Raw genomic sequence first — 19,855 nt, 5'->3', positions numbered from 1 at the left:
TAAATGTCCGGTAAACGGGTGCGGTTCAGGTGGCGAAGAGCGAATCGAGGCTGGCGAAGGCCTTCATCTCGATCGCGTTGCCGCTCGGATCGCGGAAGAACATCGTGCGCTGCTCGCCCGGCTCGCCAGCGAAGCGCGTGTAGGGTTCGATGTCGAACATCGTTCCGGCCGCCCGCATCTTGGCCGCAAGGGCATCGAAAGCTTCCAGCGTCAGCACCACGCCGAAGTGGGGGACGGGCACGCCGTGACCGTCCACCGGGTTGACCGCGGCATCGCCGCTCTTCTCCGGCGCGAGGTGCGTGACGATCTGGTGGCCGAAGAAATCGAAGTCGATCCAGCGGTCGCTGCTGCGCCCTTCGCTGCAGCCGAGCACGCCGCCGTAAAAGGCACGGGCCCGATCGAGATCGTGAACGGGAAAGGCGAGGTGAAAGGGGCGCAGGTCCATGCGCTCGCGCTAGCGCACCCTTCCGATTTCGCAAGCCGTTCAGCCTCGACACTCCTGCGATGAATGCCTAGGGCCGCAGCATGGTGGGACACGAGGCAGACCGATGAAGCTGATCGTCGGCAACAAGAACTATTCGAGCTGGTCGCTGCGCGGGTGGCTGGCCGCAAAGCAATCGGGCCTCGCGTTCGAGGAACTGACGGTCAACATCGCCGGCGAGGAATGGGAGGCCGCCAAGCGCGAGATGGGCGAAGTCCAGCCGTCGAGCGGCAAGGTGCCGGTCCTGTGGGACGGCGACGCGGTGATCTGGGACAGCCTCGCGATCCTCGAATACCTGGCCGACAAGGTCGGACGCGACCGGTTCTGGCCCAAAGACGACACGCCGCGCGGCATGGCCCGCGCGATGGTCGCCGAAATGCATTCGAGCTACCTGCCGCTCCGTCGGCAGTGCCCGATGAACGTGCGGATGCGCCACGAAGGACTGGCGATCTCCGAAGAGGCGACGCACGACATCGTCCGCATCCTCCAGCTATGGGCCGAGGCGCGGGCGCGGTTCGGGCGCGGCGGCCCGTTCCTGTTCGGCACCTTCGGCGCGGCCGACATCTTCTACGCACCCGTCGTCAGCCGGTTCATCACCTACGGCGTGCCCGTGCCCGGCTTCGCGCAGGCGTACATGGAGGCGGTGTGGGAACACGAATGGATGCAGGCATGGATCAAGGCGGCGGAAGACGAACAATGGGTGATCGAACAATGGGATCACGTGCCCTCCGCAACCTAGGGCGGTCCTTCGCCGCGCTGCTCGTCGCCGTTGGTCTTTTGCAGCCCACGCTGGCCGCCGCCTGGGGCTTCTTCGGACACGAGACCACCGCGCGGATCGCGCTCGCCAACGTCCGCCCGGATACGCGCGCCGGCATCGCGCGGCTGATCGCGGACGAGCGGGAGCTGGGCACGCCGCAATGCCGCATACGCTCGCTTCCCGAGGCGGCGACGTGGCCCGACTGCGTGCGCCGCGAAGGCTGGCGCTGGGGCTATACCGCCGCCTGGCATTACCAGACGCAGCCGATCGGCGAGCAATACGATCCGCGCAAGAACTGCTCCGGCGGCAATTGCGTACTCGCGCAGATCGAACGCAACCAGCGCATCCTTGCCGACGAGAGCCTGCCGGCCAACGTCCGGCTCGAAGCGCTGGCGTTCATGGTCCACTTCGCGGGCGACATTCACATGCCGCTCCATTCGGGCGACAACGAAGATCGCGGGGGCAACAGCATCGAAACGACCTACGGGATCGTGCCCGGCCTCAACCTGCATTCGATATGGGACAGCGCGCTGGCCGAGCGCGCGATCACCGCCGCCGATCCGCCGCTGGTGCGGCGATACTCGCCCGAGGAACGCGCCTCGCTGGCTGGTGGAGGGCCTGCCGACTGGGGCCGCGAAAGCTGGCAGCTTGCAGGAGAGTTCGTCTACCCCAACGCGCTCGGCCGGCCCGCCACGCCGGGACAAGCCGAAGCGGAGACGACGCTGACCCAGGATGCGATCGTCGCCGCAGTGCCGGTCGCCGAGCGCAGGGTAACGCAAGCCGGCTTGCGCATCGCCGACCTGCTCGACGCGGCCTTCGCGCCGGGACCGCTGCCGCAACCGGAGGGCCGCCGATGACCGACGCGGCTACCCTTGCCGAGCAGCTGATCGCCTGCCCCAGCGTCACGCCGGCGCGCGGCATGGTGTTCGATACGCTCGAGGCGATGCTGGTCCCGCTGGGCTTTGCGGTCGAACGGTTCGTGGCGGGCGAAGGCGCGCCCGAGGAAGAGGGCGGGCCGGTGGAGAACCTGCTCGCGGTCCGTGCAGGCCCGGCAGGCAGCCGCCACTTCGCGTTCGCCGGTCACGTCGACGTGGTTCCGCCGGGCGAGGGCTGGACCACTGGCCCCTTCGCACCGGAGCGGCGCGGCGCGCCGGGCGGCGAACTGCTCTACGGCCGCGGCGCGGTGGACATGAAAGGCTCGATCGCGGCGATGGTCGCCGCTTGCGCCGACGTGCCGGGCGATGCCGGGACCTTGAGCTTCATCATCACCGGCGACGAGGAAGGGCCCGCAATCCACGGCACCCGCGCGCTGATCGATCGGATGCGCGCGCGCGGGATCCGTCCCGACCTGATCCTGGTGGGAGAGCCCACCAGCGTGAACCGACTGGGCGATATGGCCAAGATCGGTCGTCGCGGATCGGTCAACATTTGGCTGACGGTCGAAGGCGTGCAGGGGCACGTCGCCTATCCCCACCTTGCCGACAACCCGATCACCCGGCTGGTGGCGATCCTGGCCGAACTGAAAGCGATGCACCTCGACGACGGGACCGAATGGTTCCAGCCATCGAACCTCGAGGCGACCGACCTGGCGGTCGGCAATCCTGCGACCAACGTCATCCCCGCCCGCGCCACCGCGCGAATCTCGATCCGGTTCAACGCGCTCCATACCGGAGCCGAGCTTGTCGAGCGGGTTGCCGCGGTCGCCGCCAGGCACGGGGGCACCGCCCGCGCCATGATCAGCGGCGAAGCGTTCCTGACCCCGCCCGGAGACTTCTCGGCGCTGGTGAGCAAGGCGGTCGAGGCGGAGACCGGCCTCGTTCCCGAGCTGTCGACCACGGGCGGAACCAGCGACGCGCGCTTCCTGAAGGATGTCGCCCCGGTTATCGAGTTCGGCCTCTGCAACGCGACCATGCACAAGCGCGACGAAGCGGTGGCGGTCGCCGATCTGGAAGTGCTCACGCGGATCTACGCCCGGATCGCCCGGGCCGCGCTGGCGGGAACATGAAGTCCGGGAGCAAACCGGATTCGCATGGAAAACGAGACGCCTGTCGGCAACTGAGGCGGAGCGGCGCGCGCCGATTGCCCTTGCGGCAACCCGCTGATAACCCCGCCCGCAACCAAGGGGAGGCAGCATGACAGGCGAAGTGGTCGCAATCGAAGAGGAAAAGGGTCCCGATTACGGCCGCCTGCAATGGCGTATCCTGATCGGATTCGTGCTCGGTCTACTCGGCGGCATCCTCGTCTATACCTTCGCCCGCGACGCGGCCTGGGTGGAACCGGTGGTCACCTACGTCACCAACCCGTTGGGGCAAGTGTTCCTGCGGCTCCTGTTCATGCTCGTGATACCCCTGATCGTCAGTGCCCTTGTCGTGGGTATCGCCGACATGGGCGAAATCCGCGCGCTTAAGAAAGTGGGCATCCGCACGCTTGTCTACACCGTGATCGTGTCCTCGATCGCGGTCGCCATCAGCATCGCGGTGACGAATCTGATTCAACCGGGAGCGGGGGTCGATCCCGTCGAGGCGCGCGCAATGCTTGCCGATGGGAGCGAGGGCGCGCAGGGCATTCTCGAGCGTTCGAGCGAGGCCAAGGTGGGCGTCGATGCCGTCATCGGGCTGATCCCGTCGAACATCATCTCGGCGATGAGCGACAACGACATCCTGGCGGTGATGTTCTTCGCCCTGTTCTTCGGCATCGGACTGTTGCTGACGAGTGGCCCGCGAACCGAGACGCTGAAGCAAGCCTTCGAGGGTGTCTTCGAAGTGTCGATGAAGCTGATCGGACTGGTCATCCAGCTCGCACCGATCGCGGTGTTCTGCTTCATGTTCAACCTGTCCGCGCAGTTCGGCTGGGAACTCCTGATAAAGCTCGCCGCCTTCGTGGCGGTGGTACTGCTGGCGCTTGGCCTGCAGATGTTCGGAGTGTTCCCGCTCCTGCTCGCCTTCCTGGCCAAGAAGAACCCGATCACGTTCTTCAAGGAAACGCGCGAGGCGAGCGTCATGGCGTTCTCAACCTCCAGCTCGAACGCCTCGCTGCCGACGGCGTTGCGAGTGGCGGAAACCCGGCTCAAGCTGCCCCCGCGCATTTCGCGTTTTGTCCTGACCATCGGCGCGACCGCCAACCAGAACGGCACGGCGATGTTCGAAGGCGTGACCGTGCTGTTCCTCGCCCAGTTCTTCGGGGTGGACCTGACGCTCGGCGATCAGATCTTCGTCATGCTCATCTGCATTCTGGCCGGGATCGGCACGGCCGGGGTACCGGGCGGCTCGCTGCCGGTGATCGCCCTCATATTGGGCGGGGTGGGCGTCCCTCCGGAGGGGATCGGGCTGATCCTGGGTGTCGATCGTTTCCTCGACATGTGCCGCACCGTGCTGAACGTCATCGGCGATCTGGTGGCGGCAACGGTCATCAGCGCCCACTCGACCGACGTTACGGGCGCAGAGGTTACGGGCGACGAGACGCTGGCGGCTCCAGAACTTTCTTCCTGAAGCCGCACAGGTCGACCACGGGGCAGCGCCAGCATTCCGGCTGGCGCGCCTTGCAGACATAGCGGCCGTGCAGGATCAGCCAGTGGTGGGCGCCCAGCCGGAAGGGGGCGGGCACGCGCTTCTCCAGCTTCGCCTCGACCGCTTCGGGCGTCTTGCCGGGGGCCAGGCCGGTGCGGTTGCCGACGCGGAAGATGTGCGTATCGACCGCGAAGGTCTCCTGCCCGAACCAGCAGTTGAGCACGACGTTGGCAGTCTTGCGCCCGACACCCGGCAGCCGGACCAATTCCTCGCGGGTCGCCGGAACCTCCCCGCCGAACTCGTCGATCAATAGCTGCGACAGGGCGATTACGTTCTTGGCCTTCGAATTGAACAGGCCGATCGTCTTGATGTGGTGCTTGAGGCCGTCCTCGCCCAGCTCGACCATCTGCTGCGGCGTCCGCACGGCCTTGAACAGCGCCTTGGTCGCCTTGTTCACCCCCACGTCGGTCGCCTGCGCCGAAAGCGCGACCGCGACGACGAGCTGAAAGGCATTCCCGTATTCGAGCTCGGTTTCGGGTGCGGGATTGTCCTCGGCAAGTCGGCGGAAGAACTCGAAAATCGCGTCCTTCTTCAAAGGCCGAGGACCTGCGGCATCGTGTAGCGACCCGCGTCCCGGCCGATCAGCCAGGCGGCCCCGGCTATCGCGCCGCGGGCGAAGATCGCCCGGTCTTCGGCGACGTGGCTCAGGGTCAGGCGTTCCTGCTCCCCGGCCAGGATCACGCTGTGTTCGCCCGCCACGGTTCCGCCGCGCAGGCTCGCGAATCCGATCGCGCCTTCCGCGCGGCGTCCGGTGTGGCCGTCGCGGCCGCGTTCGGAATGAGCGGCCAGGTCGATCCCGCGCCCCTCGGCGGCGGCCTCTCCCAGTAGCAGCGCGGTGCCGCTCGGTGCATCGACCTTCATCCGGTGGTGCAGCTCGAGCACCTCGATGTCCCATTGCGGACCGAGGCGCGCCGCCGCCTCGCGCACCAGGTGGGCGAGTAGCGTGACGCCGAGCGAGGTGTTGCCGGTCTGGAGCACAGGAATTGCGAACGCGGCCGAATCGAGCGCTGCATGGTGCCGCTCCTCAAGCCCGGTGGTGCCGACGAGGATCGGGATGCCCGCCCCGACCGCGGCGTGCAGGTTGCCCTCCAGCGCCGCCGGCGCGGTGAAATCGACGAGGACGTCGCTCGCTTCGGCGAGGTTCGCGGTGTTGCCGCCCTGGTCGACGCCGCCGGCGAGATCGTGCCCCGCGTCCGCGATTGCCCGCGCCAGCGCATGCCCCATGCGTCCTTCGCTGCCGATGATCCCGATGCGCGCCATTCGGTTGCCTGTTCCCCTATCGCTTCGCTACTCGAGGGCGGTTCCCGTCGCCCTACCTCTTCGCTACTTGAGAGCAATGCCAGATATCCGCAACATCGTCATCCTCACCGGCGCGGGGATCAGCGCCGAGAGCGGCATCGACACCTTCCGCGGGGGCGGCGGCCTGTGGGAGCAGCACCGGGTCGAAGACGTCGCGACGCCCGAAGCGTTCGAGCGCGATCCGGACCTGGTCCTGCGCTTCTACGACATGCGCCGCGAAGCCATTCAGACCAAGCTGCCCAATCCGGCGCACGAGGCGCTGGCACGGCTGGATGCGGCCTGGGACGGCGATTTGCTGATCGTCACCCAGAACGTCGACGACCTGCACGAACGCGCCGGGGCCCGGCGGGTGCTCCACATGCACGGCGAGCATCTCAACGCCTGGTGCACCGCTTGCGATGCGCGCACGCGCTGGACCGAGCCGATGATCGACCGTCCCGCCTGTCCCGCCTGCGGGCAGAAGGCGCTGCGCCCTGACGTCGTCTGGTTCGGCGAGATGCCCTACGAAATGGACCGAATCTATTCCGCGATACGCACCGCCGACCTGTTCGTCAGCATTGGCACTTCGGGCGCGGTCTATCCAGCGGCGGGGTTCGTGCGCGATGCGCGGCAACTCGGCGTCCGGACGCTGGAGCTCAACCTCGAGCGCAGCGAAGGCTCCGCCTGGTTTCACGAGACCCGGCTGGGCCGCGCAAGCGAAGTCGTGCCCGAATGGGTGGACGAGGTTTTAGCCCCGGCCCGCTAGTCTGGGCCTGATTCGCCGCAGGTCGTGCAGGCAGGGTCCTTGGCGATGCGGAACGAGCGCATGCCGGGGGCCAGTCCGTCGAGCGTGTGGAGCGTGCCCCACTGCACTTCGCCAAGACCGCCGATGGACGCGAGCAGGACCCTGATCGCCTGCATCGCGGCGAAGGCGCCCGTCCAGCCGGCCATCGCGCCCAGCATCCCGTCATCGGCGCAGGTGTCGCAATCCTCCGCGTCGAACGCGTCGCCCACGAAGCAGCGGTAGCAGCTGTGGTCCGGCAGGTGACCGGCAAACGCGCCCACCTGGCCCTGGAACCGGCCCACCGCGGCGCTGAGCAGCGGGATTGCGCTATCGACACAGGCGTCGGCCACGGCCAGGCGGGTTGCGAAGTTGTCGGTTCCGTCGAGCACGAGGTCGGCCCCCGCGATCGCGCCGGCGGCATTGTCCTTCTCGATCCGGCGGTCGTGCAGCGACACCGCCAGCTTGTGATCGAAATTGGCCAGCCAGCGCCGCGCGGACACCGCCTTGCCGTGGCCCACGTCGCGCTCGGAATAGATCGTCTGGCGCTGGAGGTTGGAGGTTTCGACCTTGCCGTCGTCGATCAGGGTCAGGTGCCCGATGCCGGCGCCGGCCAGGTATTGCAGCGCCGGGCTGCCGATGCCGCCCAGGCCGACCAGCGCAACGTGGGCTTCGGCCAGCGCGAATTGTCCGGCGCCGCCCACTTGCGGCAGCACGATATGGCGCGCGAAGCGGTCCAGCCGTTCGGGGGAAAAGACCATGGACAAGCTGTTGGCAGCCTGTTGGCACGCTGTCGACAGGGCTGTGTCGAACCCTGTCGATCAGCCGTTGGCGAATTGTGGAGCGATCAGCTCTCGAGCTGGCGGAGCAGGCTGCGCACGTCGCCGTCCATGTCGGCGTCGCGCTGGCGCAGATCCTCGATCAGGCGCACCGCGTGGATCACGGTCGAATGATCGCGGCCGCCGAACTTGCGGCCGATCTCGGGATAGCTGCGCGGGGTCAGCACCTTCGACAGGTACATCGCCACCTGCCGCGGGCGGACCACCGCGCGCGCGCGGCGCTTGCTGGCCATTTCGGAACGGTCGATGCGATAGAACTGGCAAACGGTGCGCTGGATCTCGTCGATCGTGATCCGGCGGCGGTTGGCCGAGAGAATGTCGGTCAGCTGCTCTTCGGCGAGCTGGAGCGAGACCGTTTGCCCCGTCAGCTGCGCATAGGCGATAAGCTTGTTCAGCCCGCCCACGAGCTCGCGGATGTTCCGTGTGATGGTCCGCGCGAGGAAGTCGACGACGTCGGCCGGCACTTCGAGCGGGGCGAACCGGGTCAGCTTCGATTCGAGGATCGTGCGGCGCAGCTCGATGTCTGCGGCCTGGATGTCGGCGACGAGACCCATCGACAGTCGGCTGAGCAGGCGCGGCTCCACCCCGTCGAGCGCCTGCGGCGCGCGGTCGGCGGCGAAGACCAGGCGCTTGCCCTCGGCGAGCAGCGCGTCGATCGTGTAGAGCAGTTCCTCCTGTGCGGACGCCTTGCCGATGATGAACTGGATGTCGTCGACCAGCAGCAGGTCGAACGAGCGCAGCCGCGCCTTGAACTCGATCGTCTGGTTCGACTTCAGCGCCTGGACGAACTCGACCATGAAGCGCTCGGCGCTGCAGTAGAAGATGCGCGCCCGCGGATGCGCTCCGAGATAGGAGTGCCCGATCGCATGGAGCAGGTGCGTCTTGCCCTGTCCGGTCGCGGCCTTGAGGTAAAGCGGCGAGAACTGCGGCTGCTCGGTCGCGGCCATGCGCTGGGCGGCGTTGCACGCCAGCACGTTGGCCTCGCCGGTCACGAAGGCGGCGAAGGTCAGCGAGGGGTCGAGGCCGATCGACGAGGTGAAGCCGCGGTCGCCGATGGTGCCCGCCGCGACGGCGATCATGCTGGCGTCGTGGCCGTCGTTCGCCGGGCGGCGTCCGTCCCCGAACGACAGTTCGGGCAGCTTGCGGCGTCCCGGATGCACCTTGATCTCGACGTTGCGGACTTCGCTGCGCGCGATCTTCCACGCCAGGCTCAGCCGGTCGTGAAAGCGGTCCTTGACCCAGTTCGCACTGAAATCGGTGGGGAGGTATAGCTCGAGCGTGCCGGTATCGTCGGTGAAACCGCCGACCTGGATCGGCTTGATCCACTGGCTGTGAAGCTGGTGACCCAGATCCTTGCGCAGTCCCTGGCTGATATCCGCCCAATCGGCCGCCAGGTTTACCGCTTCGAGATCTTCCATGCCGTCCTCTACACCCCTGCACTGCGCGGCACCTCGGCCGCTTATGCTACCGTTCATCGACATTTTGACCCCATACCCCCAAGCGACCAGAACGACCCGTTCCGACCTGCACCGGACACGGCAACTCACGTTCCGCAGTCATGCCGACGCGGGTCTCCAGAGCCGTTCCAGTGCTGTATTTGCGAGGCGGTCCAAACGCCTTGCGAGCCCTTCTTTTCAACAGGCACGGGCGGCTTGCAAGGGCGGGGGATAAAAAAAACTGAAATATTGCCAGTTGACTCGCGGAAAGCCGCAGCTGTGCGTTCAAGCTGCTGAAAATACGTGATTAATCATGTTACTGTTCTGCGAATCGCGGGATTTGCGTGCTTTTGCCCAAGGCTTGACTGCGCATACGACAACGCCGGCGCCTTGCGGCACAGGCGTCGTTTGTTTTTTGTTCCGTAGCAGACCCGAACCGACCGGTCCGGATGCGCGAATCAGAGCGCGCCGACTCGCTTCGAAAGGCGGCTCATCTTGCGGCTGGCGGTGTTCTTGTGGAGCACGCCGCGGGCAACGCCGCGGGCCAGCTCGGGCTGGGCAGCCTTGAGGGCGTCCGCGGCCGCGGTCTTGTTGCCGCCGGCGATCGCGGTCTCGACCTTCTTGAGGAAGCTGCGGATGCGGCTCATGCGCGCACCGTTCACTTCGGCACGGTTGGTGTTGCGACGGATGCGCTTCTTGGCTTGCGGCGTATTGGCCATGTCTGTCCTCGGTTCGGCCGCGCCTGGGCGGCTCTGAAATCTTTGCGTGCGTGGGTCACCGCGGCGAGCGGACCCGCCGGGAAAGGCGCGCCCCTAGCGACGCTGCCCGATTCCGTCAAGCGATCGCTGGTCTTGGCGCTGGTCCTGGCGCTGGTCCTATCGCTGGCAACGGGGGCAATACCAAGTGCTGCGCCCGCCTTGCACGATTCGGCGCACGGTTCCGCCGTCGTCGTGGTGGCACGGCGCGCCCTCGCGCCCATAGACCGCGAATCGCGTGGCGAAATAGCCGAGCTGACCGTCGGGCCGGGCATAGTCCCGCAAGCTCGACCCGCCGTCGCCGATCGATTGCTCGAGCACCTCGCGTATCGCGGGGACGAGACGCGCCAGCCTTTCCTGCGACACTTTGCCCGCTGCCTTGCGAGGGTCGATCCCCGATCGCCACAGGGCCTCGCAGACATATATGTTGCCAAGGCCCGCCACGATTCGCTGGTCGAGCAGCAGGAGCTTGATCGCCTGCTTGCGGCCGGCGAAGGCCTGCCTGAGATGGCGCGGGGTCAATGCGGCTCCGAGCGGCTCGGGTCCGAGCGCGGCGAAGGCCGGCCAGGCGTCCAGCACCGGCGTGTCGACCAGATCGACCGAGCCGAAGCGCCGGGCATCGTTCAGGGCGAAGCGATGATCGCCGGTTTCGATCACGAGATGGTCGTGCTTTTCGATCTCTGCGGGATCGATGCGCCAGCGACCGCTCATTCCCAGATGGAAGACGAGCGTCGTGTCGCGATCTGTATGGATGAGCCCGTACTTCGCCCGGCGCGACAGTCCGGTGATCCGGGCGCCGGTGAGCGACTGGACGAGTTCGGGCGGGAAGGGGCGCCGCATGTCCGGCCGGTTCACGCACACGCGCTCGATTCGCGCGCCGTCCATGAAGGCGGCTAGTCCGCGTACGGTCGTTTCGACTTCGGGAAGCTCGGGCATGGCGGGGGCGCTCTAACACCCTTTGCCGTGCGGGCAATTGCCCCTAAGGCGCGCTCCCATGAGCGAGACGGAACGCGAGACGGTATCCTTCGGCTACGAAGAGGTCCCCGCAGAGGAGAAGGAGCGCCGCGTCGGCGCGGTCTTCTCGGGCGTGGCGGCCAAGTACGACGTGATGAACGATGCCATGTCGGGCGGGATGCACCGCCTGTGGAAGGACCAGTTCGTCCGCCGCGTGAAGCCCCGCCCGGGCGAGGCGATCATCGACATGGCGGGCGGCACCGGCGACATCGCCTTCCGGCTTGCCGCGCGCGGCGCGAGCGTGACGGTCGCCGACATCAATCAGGAAATGCTCGACGTGGGCGTGGAGCGGGCGATGGAGCGCGGCATCGACGGGCTTGTGTGGAGCCGCCAGAACGCCGAGAGCCTCGCCTATCCCGCGGCCAGCTTCGATGCCTACACGATCGCATTCGGCATCCGGAACGTGACCCATATCGACCGCGCGCTGGCCGAAGCGCACCGGGTGCTGGGGTACGGCGGGCGGTTCTTCTGCCTCGAATTTTCGACCAACGAATGGCCGGGCTTCAAGCAGGCCTACGACCTCTATTCGCACAAGCTGGTGCCCCGGATCGGCGAAGCGATCGCGGGCGATGCGGATTCGTATCGCTACCTGATCGAATCGATCCGCCGCTTCCCCCCGATGCCCGAGTTCGAGCGGATGATCCGCGCGGCGGGCTTTGCCCATACCAGGGTCGAACCGATCATGGGCGGGCTCGTGGCGATCCATTCGGGGTGGAAGACCTAGGCCGTGACCCGCCCCGCTACGCACATCTTGCGGCTCCTTAAGTGGGGTCGCAGCCTGGCCCGCCACGGCGCGCTGCGCGGGATCGAGCAAGACCCGAACACGCCCGGCCCGGTCGTGCGCCTCGCGCGGATCGCACGGCTCGGGACGACCCAGCCGCGCGTCCCCGATTATGCCGCCGCGTTCCAGGAAATCGGTCCGGCGGCGATCAAGCTGGGCCAGTCGCTGGCGACCCGGCCCGATCTGGTCGGCGAGGAAGCGGCGCACAATCTGCTGAGCCTGCAGGACGACCTGCCCCCGGTGCCGTTCGCGGCGATCGAGGCGGAGATCGCGCGCAGTTTCGGCTCGCCGGCTTCGGCCCTGTTCGAATCGATCGATCCGGTCCCGGTCGGTTCCGCGTCGATCGCGCAGGTGCACCGCGCGGTCACGACCGAGGGCCGCACCGTGGCGATCAAGGTCCAGCGTCCCGGCATCCGCGAGAAGCTGGCGCGGGACATCGCGACCTACGAATGGGCCGCGGCGCACCTGGAAGCGATGGGCGGAGAGGCCTCCCGGCTCCGGCCGCGACTGACCATCGCCAATTTCAAGCGCTGGACCAACCGCGAGCTCGACCTGCGTCGCGAGGCCGCTTCGGCCAGCGAGCTGGCGGACGCGATGAAGGGGTTCGAGGGATACTGCATCCCCTCGGTCGACTGGGATCGCACCAACGGCCGGGTGATGACCATCGAATGGATCGACGGCATCAAGATCTCGGACCGGGAGGCGCTGATCGCCGCCGGGCACGACCTGCCCGCTCTCGCGCGTCGGCTGGTTCTCGCGTTCCTCACCCAGGCGATCAGCGCGGGCTTCTTCCACGCCGACATGCACCAGGGGAACCTGTTCGTGCGTGGCGACGGGACGATCGTAGCGATCGATTTCGGCATCATGGGGCGGATCGATCGGCGAGCGCGCCAGTGGCTCGCCGAAATCCTCTATGGCCTGACGACCGGCAACTATCGCCGGGTCGCCGAAATCCACTTCGAAGCGCAGTACGTGCCGAGCTACCACTCGGTCGACGAGTTCGCGACCGCGCTGCGTGCGGTGGGCGAGCCGATGCGCGGGAAGCCGGTGAGCGAGCTGTCGGTCGGGCAGATGCTCGACGGGCTGTTCGCGATCACCCGCGACTTCGACATGGCGACCCAGCCGCACCTGCTTCTGTTGCAGAAGACGATGGTCATGGTCGAAGGCCTGGCGACCAGCCTCGATCCGACGATCAACATGTGGGACGTTTCGGCGCCGTTCGTACGAGCCTGGATCCGCGACGAGCTGGGCCCCGAGGCGGCGCTGGCCGACCGGGTGAAGACCGATGTCGAGACGTTGCTGCGGGTGCCCGAACTGGTTCGCCGGATCGAGGATCGCTTTCCTGCCCGGGGCGGCGCACCGGAACCGCCGCCGCTCCCCAATATCCCGCTGATGTGGGAACGCCGGGGCGAGCGCCCTCGCTGGCCGGGCTACCTGCTGGCGGCCGGCGCGGGTGGTGCCGCGGTCGGCGCCGCGTTCCTGGCGGGCCTCGTCTAGCCCACGCGGTGCGGCAGCACGCGGCTGGCGATCAGCGTCAGCACGACCGCCGCCGCCTCGACCATCATCGGAAACCAGAAACCGGGCGCGGTACCGTCGGCGAACACGCTGACGAGGCGACCGAACAGCGCGATCCCGAAGATCGCCGCGGGCACCAGCAGCAGGTCTCCGTTGCGCTTCCACGCGCCCCAGATCATCGCTCCGCCGCCCACGAAGAACAGGGCCGGGAAATCGGCGCGGAGCACGGCAAGGCCTCCGGGTCCGTCCGGCGCAAGGTTGAATCCCGTCGCGGCACTTGCCGGCATGATCAGGAAATTCAGTCCGAGAACCAGGAACATCAGTCCCTGCGCGAAGATCAGTGCAGTCAGTATCAGGCGCATGGGTACTCGTTCCCTCCCGTTCCCTCGGCTTGGGCACGAGCCTAGCCGAACGGGCGAAAGCCGCTAGCGCAATCTTAACCAACGACGCCCTAGGACTGGCGCGGATTGTGCGCGGGCGCTAGGACCCGGGCGATGTTTCGAGGGGGTCCATGTACGAGCAGGTCGGCGAATGGCCGCAGCTTGAGGAGCACCGCGTGAGCGGGCCGAAAGTCCTGCTCGTCGTGGGCGGCGGAATCGCCGCCTACAAGTCGTGCGAGCTCGTCCGCCTGATCCGCCGCGGCGGGGGCGACGTGACCTGCGTGCTGACCGAAGGCGGCAGCCAGTTCGTCACCCCGATGGCGCTGAGCGCCCTATCGGAGAATAAGGTCTATACCAATCTCTTCGACCTCAAGGACGAGGTCGAGATGGGGCACATCCAGCTCAGCCGCCAGGCCGACCTGGTGGTCGTCTGTCCGGCGACTGCCGATCTCCTGGCCAAAATGGCGGCGGGCATCGCCGACGATCTGGCGACGACGCTGATCCTCGCCACCGACAAGCCTGTCATGGCCGTGCCCGCTATGAACGTGAAGATGTGGCTGCACGATGCCACGCGCCGCAACGTCGCCTGGCTGCGCGAAGCGGGCGTCGAGGTCATGGAGCCCGACGAGGGACCGATGGCTTGCGGCGAGTTCGGCCCCGGCCGCTTGCCCGAACCCGAAGTCGTCTGGGCGGAAATCGCCGCGCGCTTCGGCATCGCCGCCGACTGCGAGCCCGAGCCGGATCTGCTCCAGGCGCTCGAACCCGAAGCTGAGGTCGAGGTCGAAGCCAAGAGTGGTTCGTCGCTCGGCAGCCTGCTGTCCTCGCTCATCCCTCGCAAGACTCCCAAGCGCGAACCGGTCGAGTTCGTCGAAGAGGAGGAGGAAGTTGCGGAAGAGGCCTTCGTTGACGACGAATTCATCACCGATTCCGACGTAGAGATTCTACCAGAACCCGATCTCGACGCGCCGATCATGGCGAAGAAGGGCAAGGCGAAGGCCGCCCCTCCGACCGATGCGGAAGCGTTGAACCACACCGTCGTAACCGGCGCGGGCGACCAGCTTCCCGAGATCATCGGCGAGCTTGCCGCCGACCCGCTGGCCTATCAGCCCGACTTCGACGTCGATCCCGAACACCGCCCGCTGTTCGGCCGGCACGTTCTCGTCACCGCAGGCCCGACGCACGAACCGATCGATCCGGTGCGCTACATCGCCAACCGTTCGAGCGGAAAACAGGGCTTCGCCATCGCCGCCGCTGCCGCCGCGCTCGGCGCGCGGGTAACGCTGGTGGCAGGGCCGGTGACCCTGGCCACGCCGCCGGGAGTAGACCGGATCGACGTGATCTCCGCTCGCGAAATGGCCGACGCCGTGAAGAAGGCGCTTCCGGTCGATGCCGCGGTCATGGTCGCGGCCGTCGCCGACTGGCGCAGCAAGGAATACGCTTCGGAGAAAATGAAGAAGCGCGGCTCGGCGCCGCCCGCGCTGCTTCTCACCGAGAACCCCGATATCCTGGCCCAAGTCGCATCGGGCAAACAGCGGCCCAAGCTCCTGATCGGCTTTGCCGCCGAAACCGAGGATGTGATCGAGAACGCCAAGATCAAGCGCAAGCGCAAGGCGGCCGACTGGATCATCGCGAACGATGTGACGGCGGTGGACGGTAAGGGCGTGATGGGCGGCGATGCCAATGCGGTGCACATCGTAACCGGCGAAGGCGTCGAGGACCTGCCCGAAATGCCCAAGGAGCAGGTCGCGCTCGCGATCGCGGAGAAGATGGCCTTGGCGCTGGACGAGATCGATCCCCGCGATGCGTGACCCAGTATCGGTTGCCGTAAAGCGGCTACCGCATGGCCTGGACCTTCCTCTGCCGAATTACGCAACGGCGGGCGCTGCAGGCATGGACGCGGTTTCGGCAGAAGACGTTACGCTCGAACCGGGCGCGCGCCACGCGGTTGCGACCGGACTTTCGCTGGCGATTCCCGAAGGATTCGAAATCCAGGTCCGGCCTCGATCGGGTCTGGCGCTGAAGCACGGCATCACCGTTCCCAACACGCCCGGCACGATCGATTCGGACTATCGCGGCGAGTTGAAGGTGATCCTCATCAACCACGGAAGTGAGCCATTTTCCATCGCACGCGGGGATCGTGTGGCGCAGCTAGTGCTGGCCCCGGTCGTGCAGGCGGCGTGGAACGAGGTGAGCGAACTGGACGATACCGACCGCGGCACGGGCGGCTTCGGCTCGACAGGCGGGCACGCCCGGCTGGGCTAGGCCCGCAGGCTTTCGAGCCGTTGCAGGTACCGGGCAACGGTATCGATTTCGAGATTCACTTCCGACCCTTGCGCCAGTTCGCCGAGCGTCGTGACCTCCGCGGTGTGCGGTATTACGTTAAGTCCGAAGTGAACCGAACCGTCGGGATAGTCCCTGATCGAGTTTACCGTCAGCGATACGCCGTCGACCGTGATCGATCCCTTGGCCGCGATGAAAGGAGCGAGCGCCTTGGGCGCCACGATGGTAACCCGCATCGAATCGCCCTCGGGCTCCCAATCGGCCACCTTGCCCACCGCATCGACGTGACCCGAGACGATGTGGCCGCCGAGTTCGTCGCCGACCTTCAGCGACGGCTCCAGGTTGATCCGCGCGCCTTGGGACCACATGCCATTCGCGGTTCGGCTGACAGTTTCGGCCGAAACGTCGACGGCGAACCACGCGGCGCCCGCAGAGCCGCCTTTCTCGATCACGGTCAGGCACACGCCTGCACAGGCGATGGAGGCGCCTATCGCGATCTTCGCGGGATCCCACGGGCAGGCGATCCGCACGCGCATGTCGCCGCGCTGCTCCGCGCTTTCGATGGTGCCGATGGCGGTGACGATGCCGGTGAACATGACTTTAAAATTCCCCCGTTCGGGTGCGGCGATAGGCAACGAACTGGTCGCTGCCAAGCCGTGCTTCTTCGACGATTTTCCAGCGCCCATGGGCGCTCGCGAGTTCGCGCAAGTCAAGCGAGCCGAGTGCGCGCATGCCGTCGCCGATGACGATCGGGGCTCGATAAATTTCAAGCGCATCGACCAGATCCATGGCGAGAAACGCGGCTGCAGTTTGTGCCCCACCTTCGATGTACAGGTATTGCACGTCCTGTAAGTGACGGATGTCTTCGGGTTCACGAATGCCGGTTACGCCTTCGGGAGCAGGACCCCGCGAAAGAAGGACTCGTTGAGGGCTGCGGTCCATAAGTCCAGGCAAGCGCACGTCGAGCTTGGGAGCGTCTTTGCGCCAGGTGCTGCCTCCGACGAGGATGGCATCGGCTCGCGCGCGCCGCGCATGGACATGCGCCCGGGCTTCACGCCCGGTGATCCACTGGCTCGTACCGTCAGCTAGCGCAATGCAGCCGTCGAGCGACATCGCCAGCTTGAGCGTGACGTGCGGGCGGCCTTTGCGGGCGCGCATGAGATACCCTGCCAAGCTCTCGTCGGCGGCCGTGCTGGAGTGGAGCTTGACGTCGATTCCCGCCGAGCGGAGCCGCTCGATACCCGTACCGGCGGTTCGCGCATCGGGGTCGCTCACTCCGACGACCACTCTGGAAGGCATCGCGGCGACGATCAGGTCGGCGCAAGCGGGACCGCGCTCCGATCGATGTGCGCAAGGCTCAAGCGTCACGTAAAGGTCGGCACCTCCGGCTTGGTCTCCGGCTTCGAGAAGCGCGGTCGCTTCGGCGTGAGGTCGTCCTCCCTCGCGGGTCCATCCGCGGCCGATCATCCGGCCATTCTTAACGATAATGCAACCCACCGCCGGATTGGGCCGAGACAGCGGTCGACCGCGCGCGGCAAGCCGCGCGGCCGCGGCCAGCCATTCCCCGTCACTCGGTGGGTTCGGCAACCGGTTGTTCCGATGCAGATTCCTGCGCTTCCTGCTCTGCGATGCGTCGCTCCATCGCCTCCACATCGATCCCGGAGGCCCGGCCGAGCGCGCGATAGGCGTCCTTCGCCTCCTCCTCGCGTCGACGCTGCTCGGCGAGCAACTGGTCCTGCATCTCTTGGTTGGCGCGGTTCGACTCGGCTATTTCGGCGTCGGTCCGGCCTTCTTCGAACGTGGAAATGTACTCGACTTTCGGGGGAGCGGGAGGGATGCGCCAGCGCTCCTTGCCGAATTGCCAGAAAATCGCTGCGGGCACTACGGCGGCGAGAAGCAGGATCCCGAAGCGAATGCGCACGCGCTCGGCGATCATCGCCGCAATCGCGACCCCGCCGATTACCGCGAGTACTGCGCCGACCAGCCAGTTCAGACTCACCGCCCGGTCGGTCAGCAGAAACAGGAGCGAACCTGTCAGCACCATCGATGCTGCCAGAATGGGCCAGCGATAAGGGTTGGGCCGTTTGAACTCCGTCCAGAAATCGACGATCCCCGGTCCCGGATTGAGGCGCTGCAGTCTTCGCATGACCCTGTAGATAGGGCGCAATTGCTTCCGACGCTAGCCGAACGCGGCGTAAAGGCTGCGACCGTGTGTCTTGATCCACGCGTCGGCGGAATCGATGTCCCCGTCGAACAGGCGATCCAGCGCAGCGTGGAACGCCGGACTGTGATCGAAATGAAGGCAGTGCGCCACTTCGTGAGCCACGACGGATCGACGGACGTAGTCGGGCGCTTGCACGAGCCGCCAATTGATCCGAACCGTTCCACTGGTCGAGCAACTGCCCCAGCGCCGTTGGGCGCTGGTCATGCGAAGTGTCGGCGTAGGAATTCGCGCCCGTTCGGAGAAAAACGCAAGGTCGTCGGCCATCAGTCGCGTGGCCTCACGCTCGAGCCAGCGCCTGAGGCGGGAATTCAGATTTTCGAGCGGTCCGCCGACCGCGAGACGACCTTGCTCGATCGCGGGAGTGCGCCGGCCCCGTTCAGACCAGTCGATCGGCAGGCCTTCACCCCGATAGAGTAGCGTGCCGCCAGGTAGGGGTGGTTGCCTCGCGGGCACCTTGTCCAACTGCTGTTCCAGCCAGCCCGTTCGCGCATGCACGAAGGCCAGCGCCTCGCGGCTGGCGCACCATTTGGGCAGGGTCACGCGCACTTCGCTGCCGTCCGGCGCCAGGCGAAGCGTGAGTCGGCGCGCCCGTGCGTTGCGCCGGATCGCGACGGGAAGGGTGCGGCCTGCAATCTCCACTTCGGGCGCCAGCGCTTCGCGTCGCAGCCAATCGATCATGCCGCGTTGCCTTTGGTCTCGGGCCAATCGATCACGTGCTGCTCGAGCGGGCCTGCATCGATCTCGCTGATGGCCCGTCCCGCCACGCCCGGACCCCGCTTGTGGACGGCGGCCCGATCGCCGCATTCGAGATAGTGCCATTCCGCCAGCGTACGACCTGCCGCTCGCAGCCGATAGGCGCAACTGTCGGGCAGCCAGGTCACCTGGTCCACGAGCCGGGGCGTAAGGCGCAGGCAATCCGGCACGAACGCCTTGCGGTGGCGATAGTCGCTGCAGCGTGCGGTGGGGATATCGAGCAACTTGCAGGATACGTTCGTGTGCGCGATCTCGCCGGTGTCCTCGTCCTCCAGCTTGTGCAGACAACAGCGGCCGCAGCCGTCGCACAGCGCTTCCCATTCGTCCCGGGTCAAGTCGGCCAAGGGCCGGTCCCAGAAGCGCTCTCTCAGCGCACCCATCGGTCTAGCTCGCGCGCCACGGCCTCGGCACCCTGATCGGCGGGAAGGGTGGCGATCGGCGCTCCGTCAGGCCCGAAAAGGTAGACGATGTTGGAATGGTCGACGAGATACGCGCCGCCTTCCTCTACGGTGCCCTTGCCGTGGTAGATGCGGAACGCCTTGGCTGCGGCATCCACCTGTTCGCGGGTCCCGGTCAGGGCGACGATGTCCTTGCCGAAGGCGGACGCGAACTCGCCGACGACCGCCTGCGTGTCGCGTTCCGGGTCGACCGTCACGAATATGTGCTGCACCTTCGCCGCGCGCTCGGGATCCTCGCTCGCGAACTGGCGCAGCCCCTGCGCGGCGCGCTGCATGTCGGTGGGGCAGATGTCTGGGCAATAGGTGTACCCGAAATAGACCATGGCATAGCGCCCGCGAAAATCCGCCCATGTCCGCGATTTGCCGGCTTGGTCGACCAAGGTGAATTCGCCCCCGATCGTGGCACCCGCGAGTGGTGGTTCCTCCGCCGCGGGCTGGCAGGCGAGAAGGGCGAGGGGCATGAAAAGAGCGGTCAAGCGGGGCATGGTGCGGCGGTTCATGGTCTGCTAACCGGCAGGCGGCAAGGGCGATGCATGGCCCGAAGATAGGGTTCTTAC

23 protein-coding genes are annotated in these 19,855 nt (G+C 66.8%); 9 read left to right on the top strand and 14 right to left on the bottom strand.

Annotated elements, in window-relative coordinates:
* Nucleotides 1-25: 25 nt before the first annotated feature.
* Nucleotides 26-445: a VOC family protein gene (locus AR323_RS12445; protein ID WP_057884304.1), complete on the bottom strand. Its 420-nt coding sequence runs from the start codon at nucleotides 443-445 to the stop codon at nucleotides 26-28.
* 103 nt (nucleotides 446-548) lie between these two features.
* Here AR323_RS12445 and AR323_RS12440 point away from each other — a divergent pair, with 103 nt between their 5' ends.
* From AR323_RS12440 to AR323_RS12425, 4 genes are all read left to right on the top strand, one after another.
* Complete coding sequence (locus AR323_RS12440; RefSeq protein WP_057884303.1) at nucleotides 549-1,220, top strand: glutathione S-transferase family protein; 672 nt, start codon at nucleotides 549-551, stop codon at nucleotides 1,218-1,220.
* Complete coding sequence (locus AR323_RS12435) at nucleotides 1,193-2,095, top strand: S1/P1 nuclease (RefSeq protein ID WP_057884302.1); 903 nt, start codon at nucleotides 1,193-1,195, stop codon at nucleotides 2,093-2,095. The genes AR323_RS12440 and AR323_RS12435 overlap by 28 nt, the downstream gene beginning before the upstream one ends.
* Nucleotides 2,092-3,243, top strand: a complete 1,152-nt coding sequence (gene dapE, locus AR323_RS12430; protein WP_057884301.1) for a succinyl-diaminopimelate desuccinylase — start codon at nucleotides 2,092-2,094, stop codon at nucleotides 3,241-3,243. Before AR323_RS12435 ends, dapE begins: the two co-directional genes overlap by 4 nt.
* Before the next feature lie 127 nt (nucleotides 3,244-3,370).
* Nucleotides 3,371-4,726, top strand: a complete 1,356-nt coding sequence (locus tag AR323_RS12425; protein ID WP_057884300.1) for a dicarboxylate/amino acid:cation symporter — start codon at nucleotides 3,371-3,373, stop codon at nucleotides 4,724-4,726.
* On the opposite strand, the gene nth is transcribed toward AR323_RS12425, so the two are convergent.
* Nucleotides 4,683-5,339 carry an endonuclease III gene (nth, locus tag AR323_RS12420; RefSeq protein WP_057884299.1) on the bottom strand — a complete coding sequence of 219 codons (657 nt, stop codon included), beginning with the start codon at nucleotides 5,337-5,339 and terminating at the stop codon, nucleotides 4,683-4,685. The genes AR323_RS12425 and nth overlap by 44 nt on opposite strands.
* Nucleotides 5,336-6,064, bottom strand: coding sequence for a 4-hydroxy-tetrahydrodipicolinate reductase (gene dapB, locus AR323_RS12415; RefSeq protein ID WP_057884298.1), 729 nt, complete (start codon nucleotides 6,062-6,064; stop codon nucleotides 5,336-5,338). Before dapB ends, nth begins: the two co-directional genes overlap by 4 nt.
* 76 nt (nucleotides 6,065-6,140) lie before the next feature.
* On the opposite strand from dapB, the gene AR323_RS12410 reads away from it, so the two are divergent.
* On the top strand, nucleotides 6,141-6,848 hold the full coding sequence (locus AR323_RS12410) for an NAD-dependent deacylase (protein WP_057884297.1): 708 nt from the start codon (nucleotides 6,141-6,143) through the stop codon (nucleotides 6,846-6,848).
* Here the strand turns inward: AR323_RS12410 and AR323_RS12405 are convergent.
* The 4 genes from AR323_RS12405 to mutM form a co-directional block, all read right to left on the bottom strand.
* On the bottom strand, nucleotides 6,845-7,624 hold the full coding sequence (locus AR323_RS12405; RefSeq protein ID WP_057884296.1) for a HesA/MoeB/ThiF family protein: 780 nt from the start codon (nucleotides 7,622-7,624) through the stop codon (nucleotides 6,845-6,847). The two genes, AR323_RS12410 and AR323_RS12405, sit on opposite strands and share 4 nt — an antisense overlap.
* Nucleotides 7,625-7,710: 86 nt before the next feature.
* Nucleotides 7,711-9,120 (bottom strand): chromosomal replication initiator protein DnaA, encoded by a 1,410-nt coding sequence (dnaA, locus tag AR323_RS12400; protein WP_235510619.1) that lies wholly within the window; start codon nucleotides 9,118-9,120, stop codon nucleotides 7,711-7,713.
* Between the two features lie 476 nt (nucleotides 9,121-9,596).
* Entirely contained in the window at nucleotides 9,597-9,857 is a 261-nt protein-coding gene (gene rpsT / locus AR323_RS12395; RefSeq protein ID WP_057884295.1) for a 30S ribosomal protein S20, read from the bottom strand.
* A gap of 156 nt (nucleotides 9,858-10,013) precedes the next feature.
* Nucleotides 10,014-10,829, bottom strand: a complete 816-nt coding sequence (gene mutM, locus AR323_RS12390) for a bifunctional DNA-formamidopyrimidine glycosylase/DNA-(apurinic or apyrimidinic site) lyase (protein WP_057884294.1) — start codon at nucleotides 10,827-10,829, stop codon at nucleotides 10,014-10,016.
* 58 nt (nucleotides 10,830-10,887) lie between these two features.
* Between mutM and AR323_RS12385 the strand changes: the two genes are divergently transcribed.
* Nucleotides 10,888-11,631, top strand: coding sequence for a class I SAM-dependent methyltransferase (locus tag AR323_RS12385; protein ID WP_057884293.1), 744 nt, complete (start codon nucleotides 10,888-10,890; stop codon nucleotides 11,629-11,631).
* A 3-nt stretch (nucleotides 11,632-11,634) separates the two neighbouring features.
* The gene (gene ubiB, locus AR323_RS12380; protein ID WP_057884292.1) at nucleotides 11,635-13,185 is read left to right on the top strand and encodes a 2-polyprenylphenol 6-hydroxylase; all 1,551 of its coding nucleotides are present in this window, start codon (nucleotides 11,635-11,637) and stop codon (nucleotides 13,183-13,185) included.
* On the opposite strand, the gene AR323_RS12375 is transcribed toward ubiB, so the two are convergent.
* A complete protein-coding gene (locus tag AR323_RS12375) occupies nucleotides 13,182-13,565 on the bottom strand; it encodes a DUF4345 family protein (RefSeq protein ID WP_057884291.1) in 384 nt (127 codons plus the stop codon). The genes ubiB and AR323_RS12375 overlap by 4 nt on opposite strands.
* A 149-nt stretch (nucleotides 13,566-13,714) precedes the next feature.
* Between AR323_RS12375 and AR323_RS12370 the strand changes: the two genes are divergently transcribed.
* Together AR323_RS12370 and dut are read left to right on the top strand one after the other, a co-directional pair.
* Entirely contained in the window at nucleotides 13,715-15,391 is a 1,677-nt protein-coding gene (locus AR323_RS12370) for a bifunctional phosphopantothenoylcysteine decarboxylase/phosphopantothenate synthase (protein ID WP_057884290.1), read from the top strand.
* Nucleotides 15,384-15,845 (top strand): dUTP diphosphatase, encoded by a 462-nt coding sequence (dut, locus tag AR323_RS12365; RefSeq protein WP_057884289.1) that lies wholly within the window; start codon nucleotides 15,384-15,386, stop codon nucleotides 15,843-15,845. Before AR323_RS12370 ends, dut begins: the two co-directional genes overlap by 8 nt.
* Here the strand turns inward: dut and AR323_RS12360 are convergent.
* Genes AR323_RS12360 through AR323_RS12335 form a run of 6 tightly spaced genes read right to left on the bottom strand, consistent with a single transcriptional unit; the run spans nucleotide 15,842 to nucleotide 19,798 of the window.
* Nucleotides 15,842-16,459 carry a riboflavin synthase gene (locus AR323_RS12360; protein WP_057884288.1) on the bottom strand — a complete coding sequence of 206 codons (618 nt, stop codon included), beginning with the start codon at nucleotides 16,457-16,459 and terminating at the stop codon, nucleotides 15,842-15,844. The genes dut and AR323_RS12360 overlap by 4 nt on opposite strands.
* A gap of 4 nt (nucleotides 16,460-16,463) precedes the next feature.
* The gene (gene ribD / locus AR323_RS12355; RefSeq protein ID WP_235510624.1) at nucleotides 16,464-17,420 is read right to left on the bottom strand and encodes a bifunctional diaminohydroxyphosphoribosylaminopyrimidine deaminase/5-amino-6-(5-phosphoribosylamino)uracil reductase RibD; all 957 of its coding nucleotides are present in this window, start codon (nucleotides 17,418-17,420) and stop codon (nucleotides 16,464-16,466) included.
* A 10-nt stretch (nucleotides 17,421-17,430) separates the two neighbouring features.
* A complete protein-coding gene (locus AR323_RS12350) occupies nucleotides 17,431-18,009 on the bottom strand; it encodes a hypothetical protein (RefSeq protein ID WP_057884286.1) in 579 nt (192 codons plus the stop codon).
* Nucleotides 18,010-18,042: 33 nt separating this feature from the next.
* Complete coding sequence (locus tag AR323_RS12345; RefSeq protein WP_057884285.1) at nucleotides 18,043-18,765, bottom strand: M48 family metallopeptidase; 723 nt, start codon at nucleotides 18,763-18,765, stop codon at nucleotides 18,043-18,045.
* Nucleotides 18,762-19,220 carry a YcgN family cysteine cluster protein gene (locus AR323_RS12340; RefSeq protein ID WP_057884284.1) on the bottom strand — a complete coding sequence of 153 codons (459 nt, stop codon included), beginning with the start codon at nucleotides 19,218-19,220 and terminating at the stop codon, nucleotides 18,762-18,764. Before AR323_RS12340 ends, AR323_RS12345 begins: the two co-directional genes overlap by 4 nt.
* Nucleotides 19,208-19,798, bottom strand: a complete 591-nt coding sequence (locus AR323_RS12335; RefSeq protein ID WP_057884283.1) for an SCO family protein — start codon at nucleotides 19,796-19,798, stop codon at nucleotides 19,208-19,210. The genes AR323_RS12340 and AR323_RS12335 overlap by 13 nt, the downstream gene beginning before the upstream one ends.
* Nucleotides 19,799-19,855 lie beyond the last annotated feature (57 nt).

The sequence above is a fragment of the Tsuneonella troitsensis genome (assembly GCF_001441535.1).
Taxonomy (GTDB): domain Bacteria; phylum Pseudomonadota; class Alphaproteobacteria; order Sphingomonadales; family Sphingomonadaceae; genus Tsuneonella; species Tsuneonella troitsensis.
This window is presented reverse-complemented; position numbering and strand designations above follow the sequence as displayed.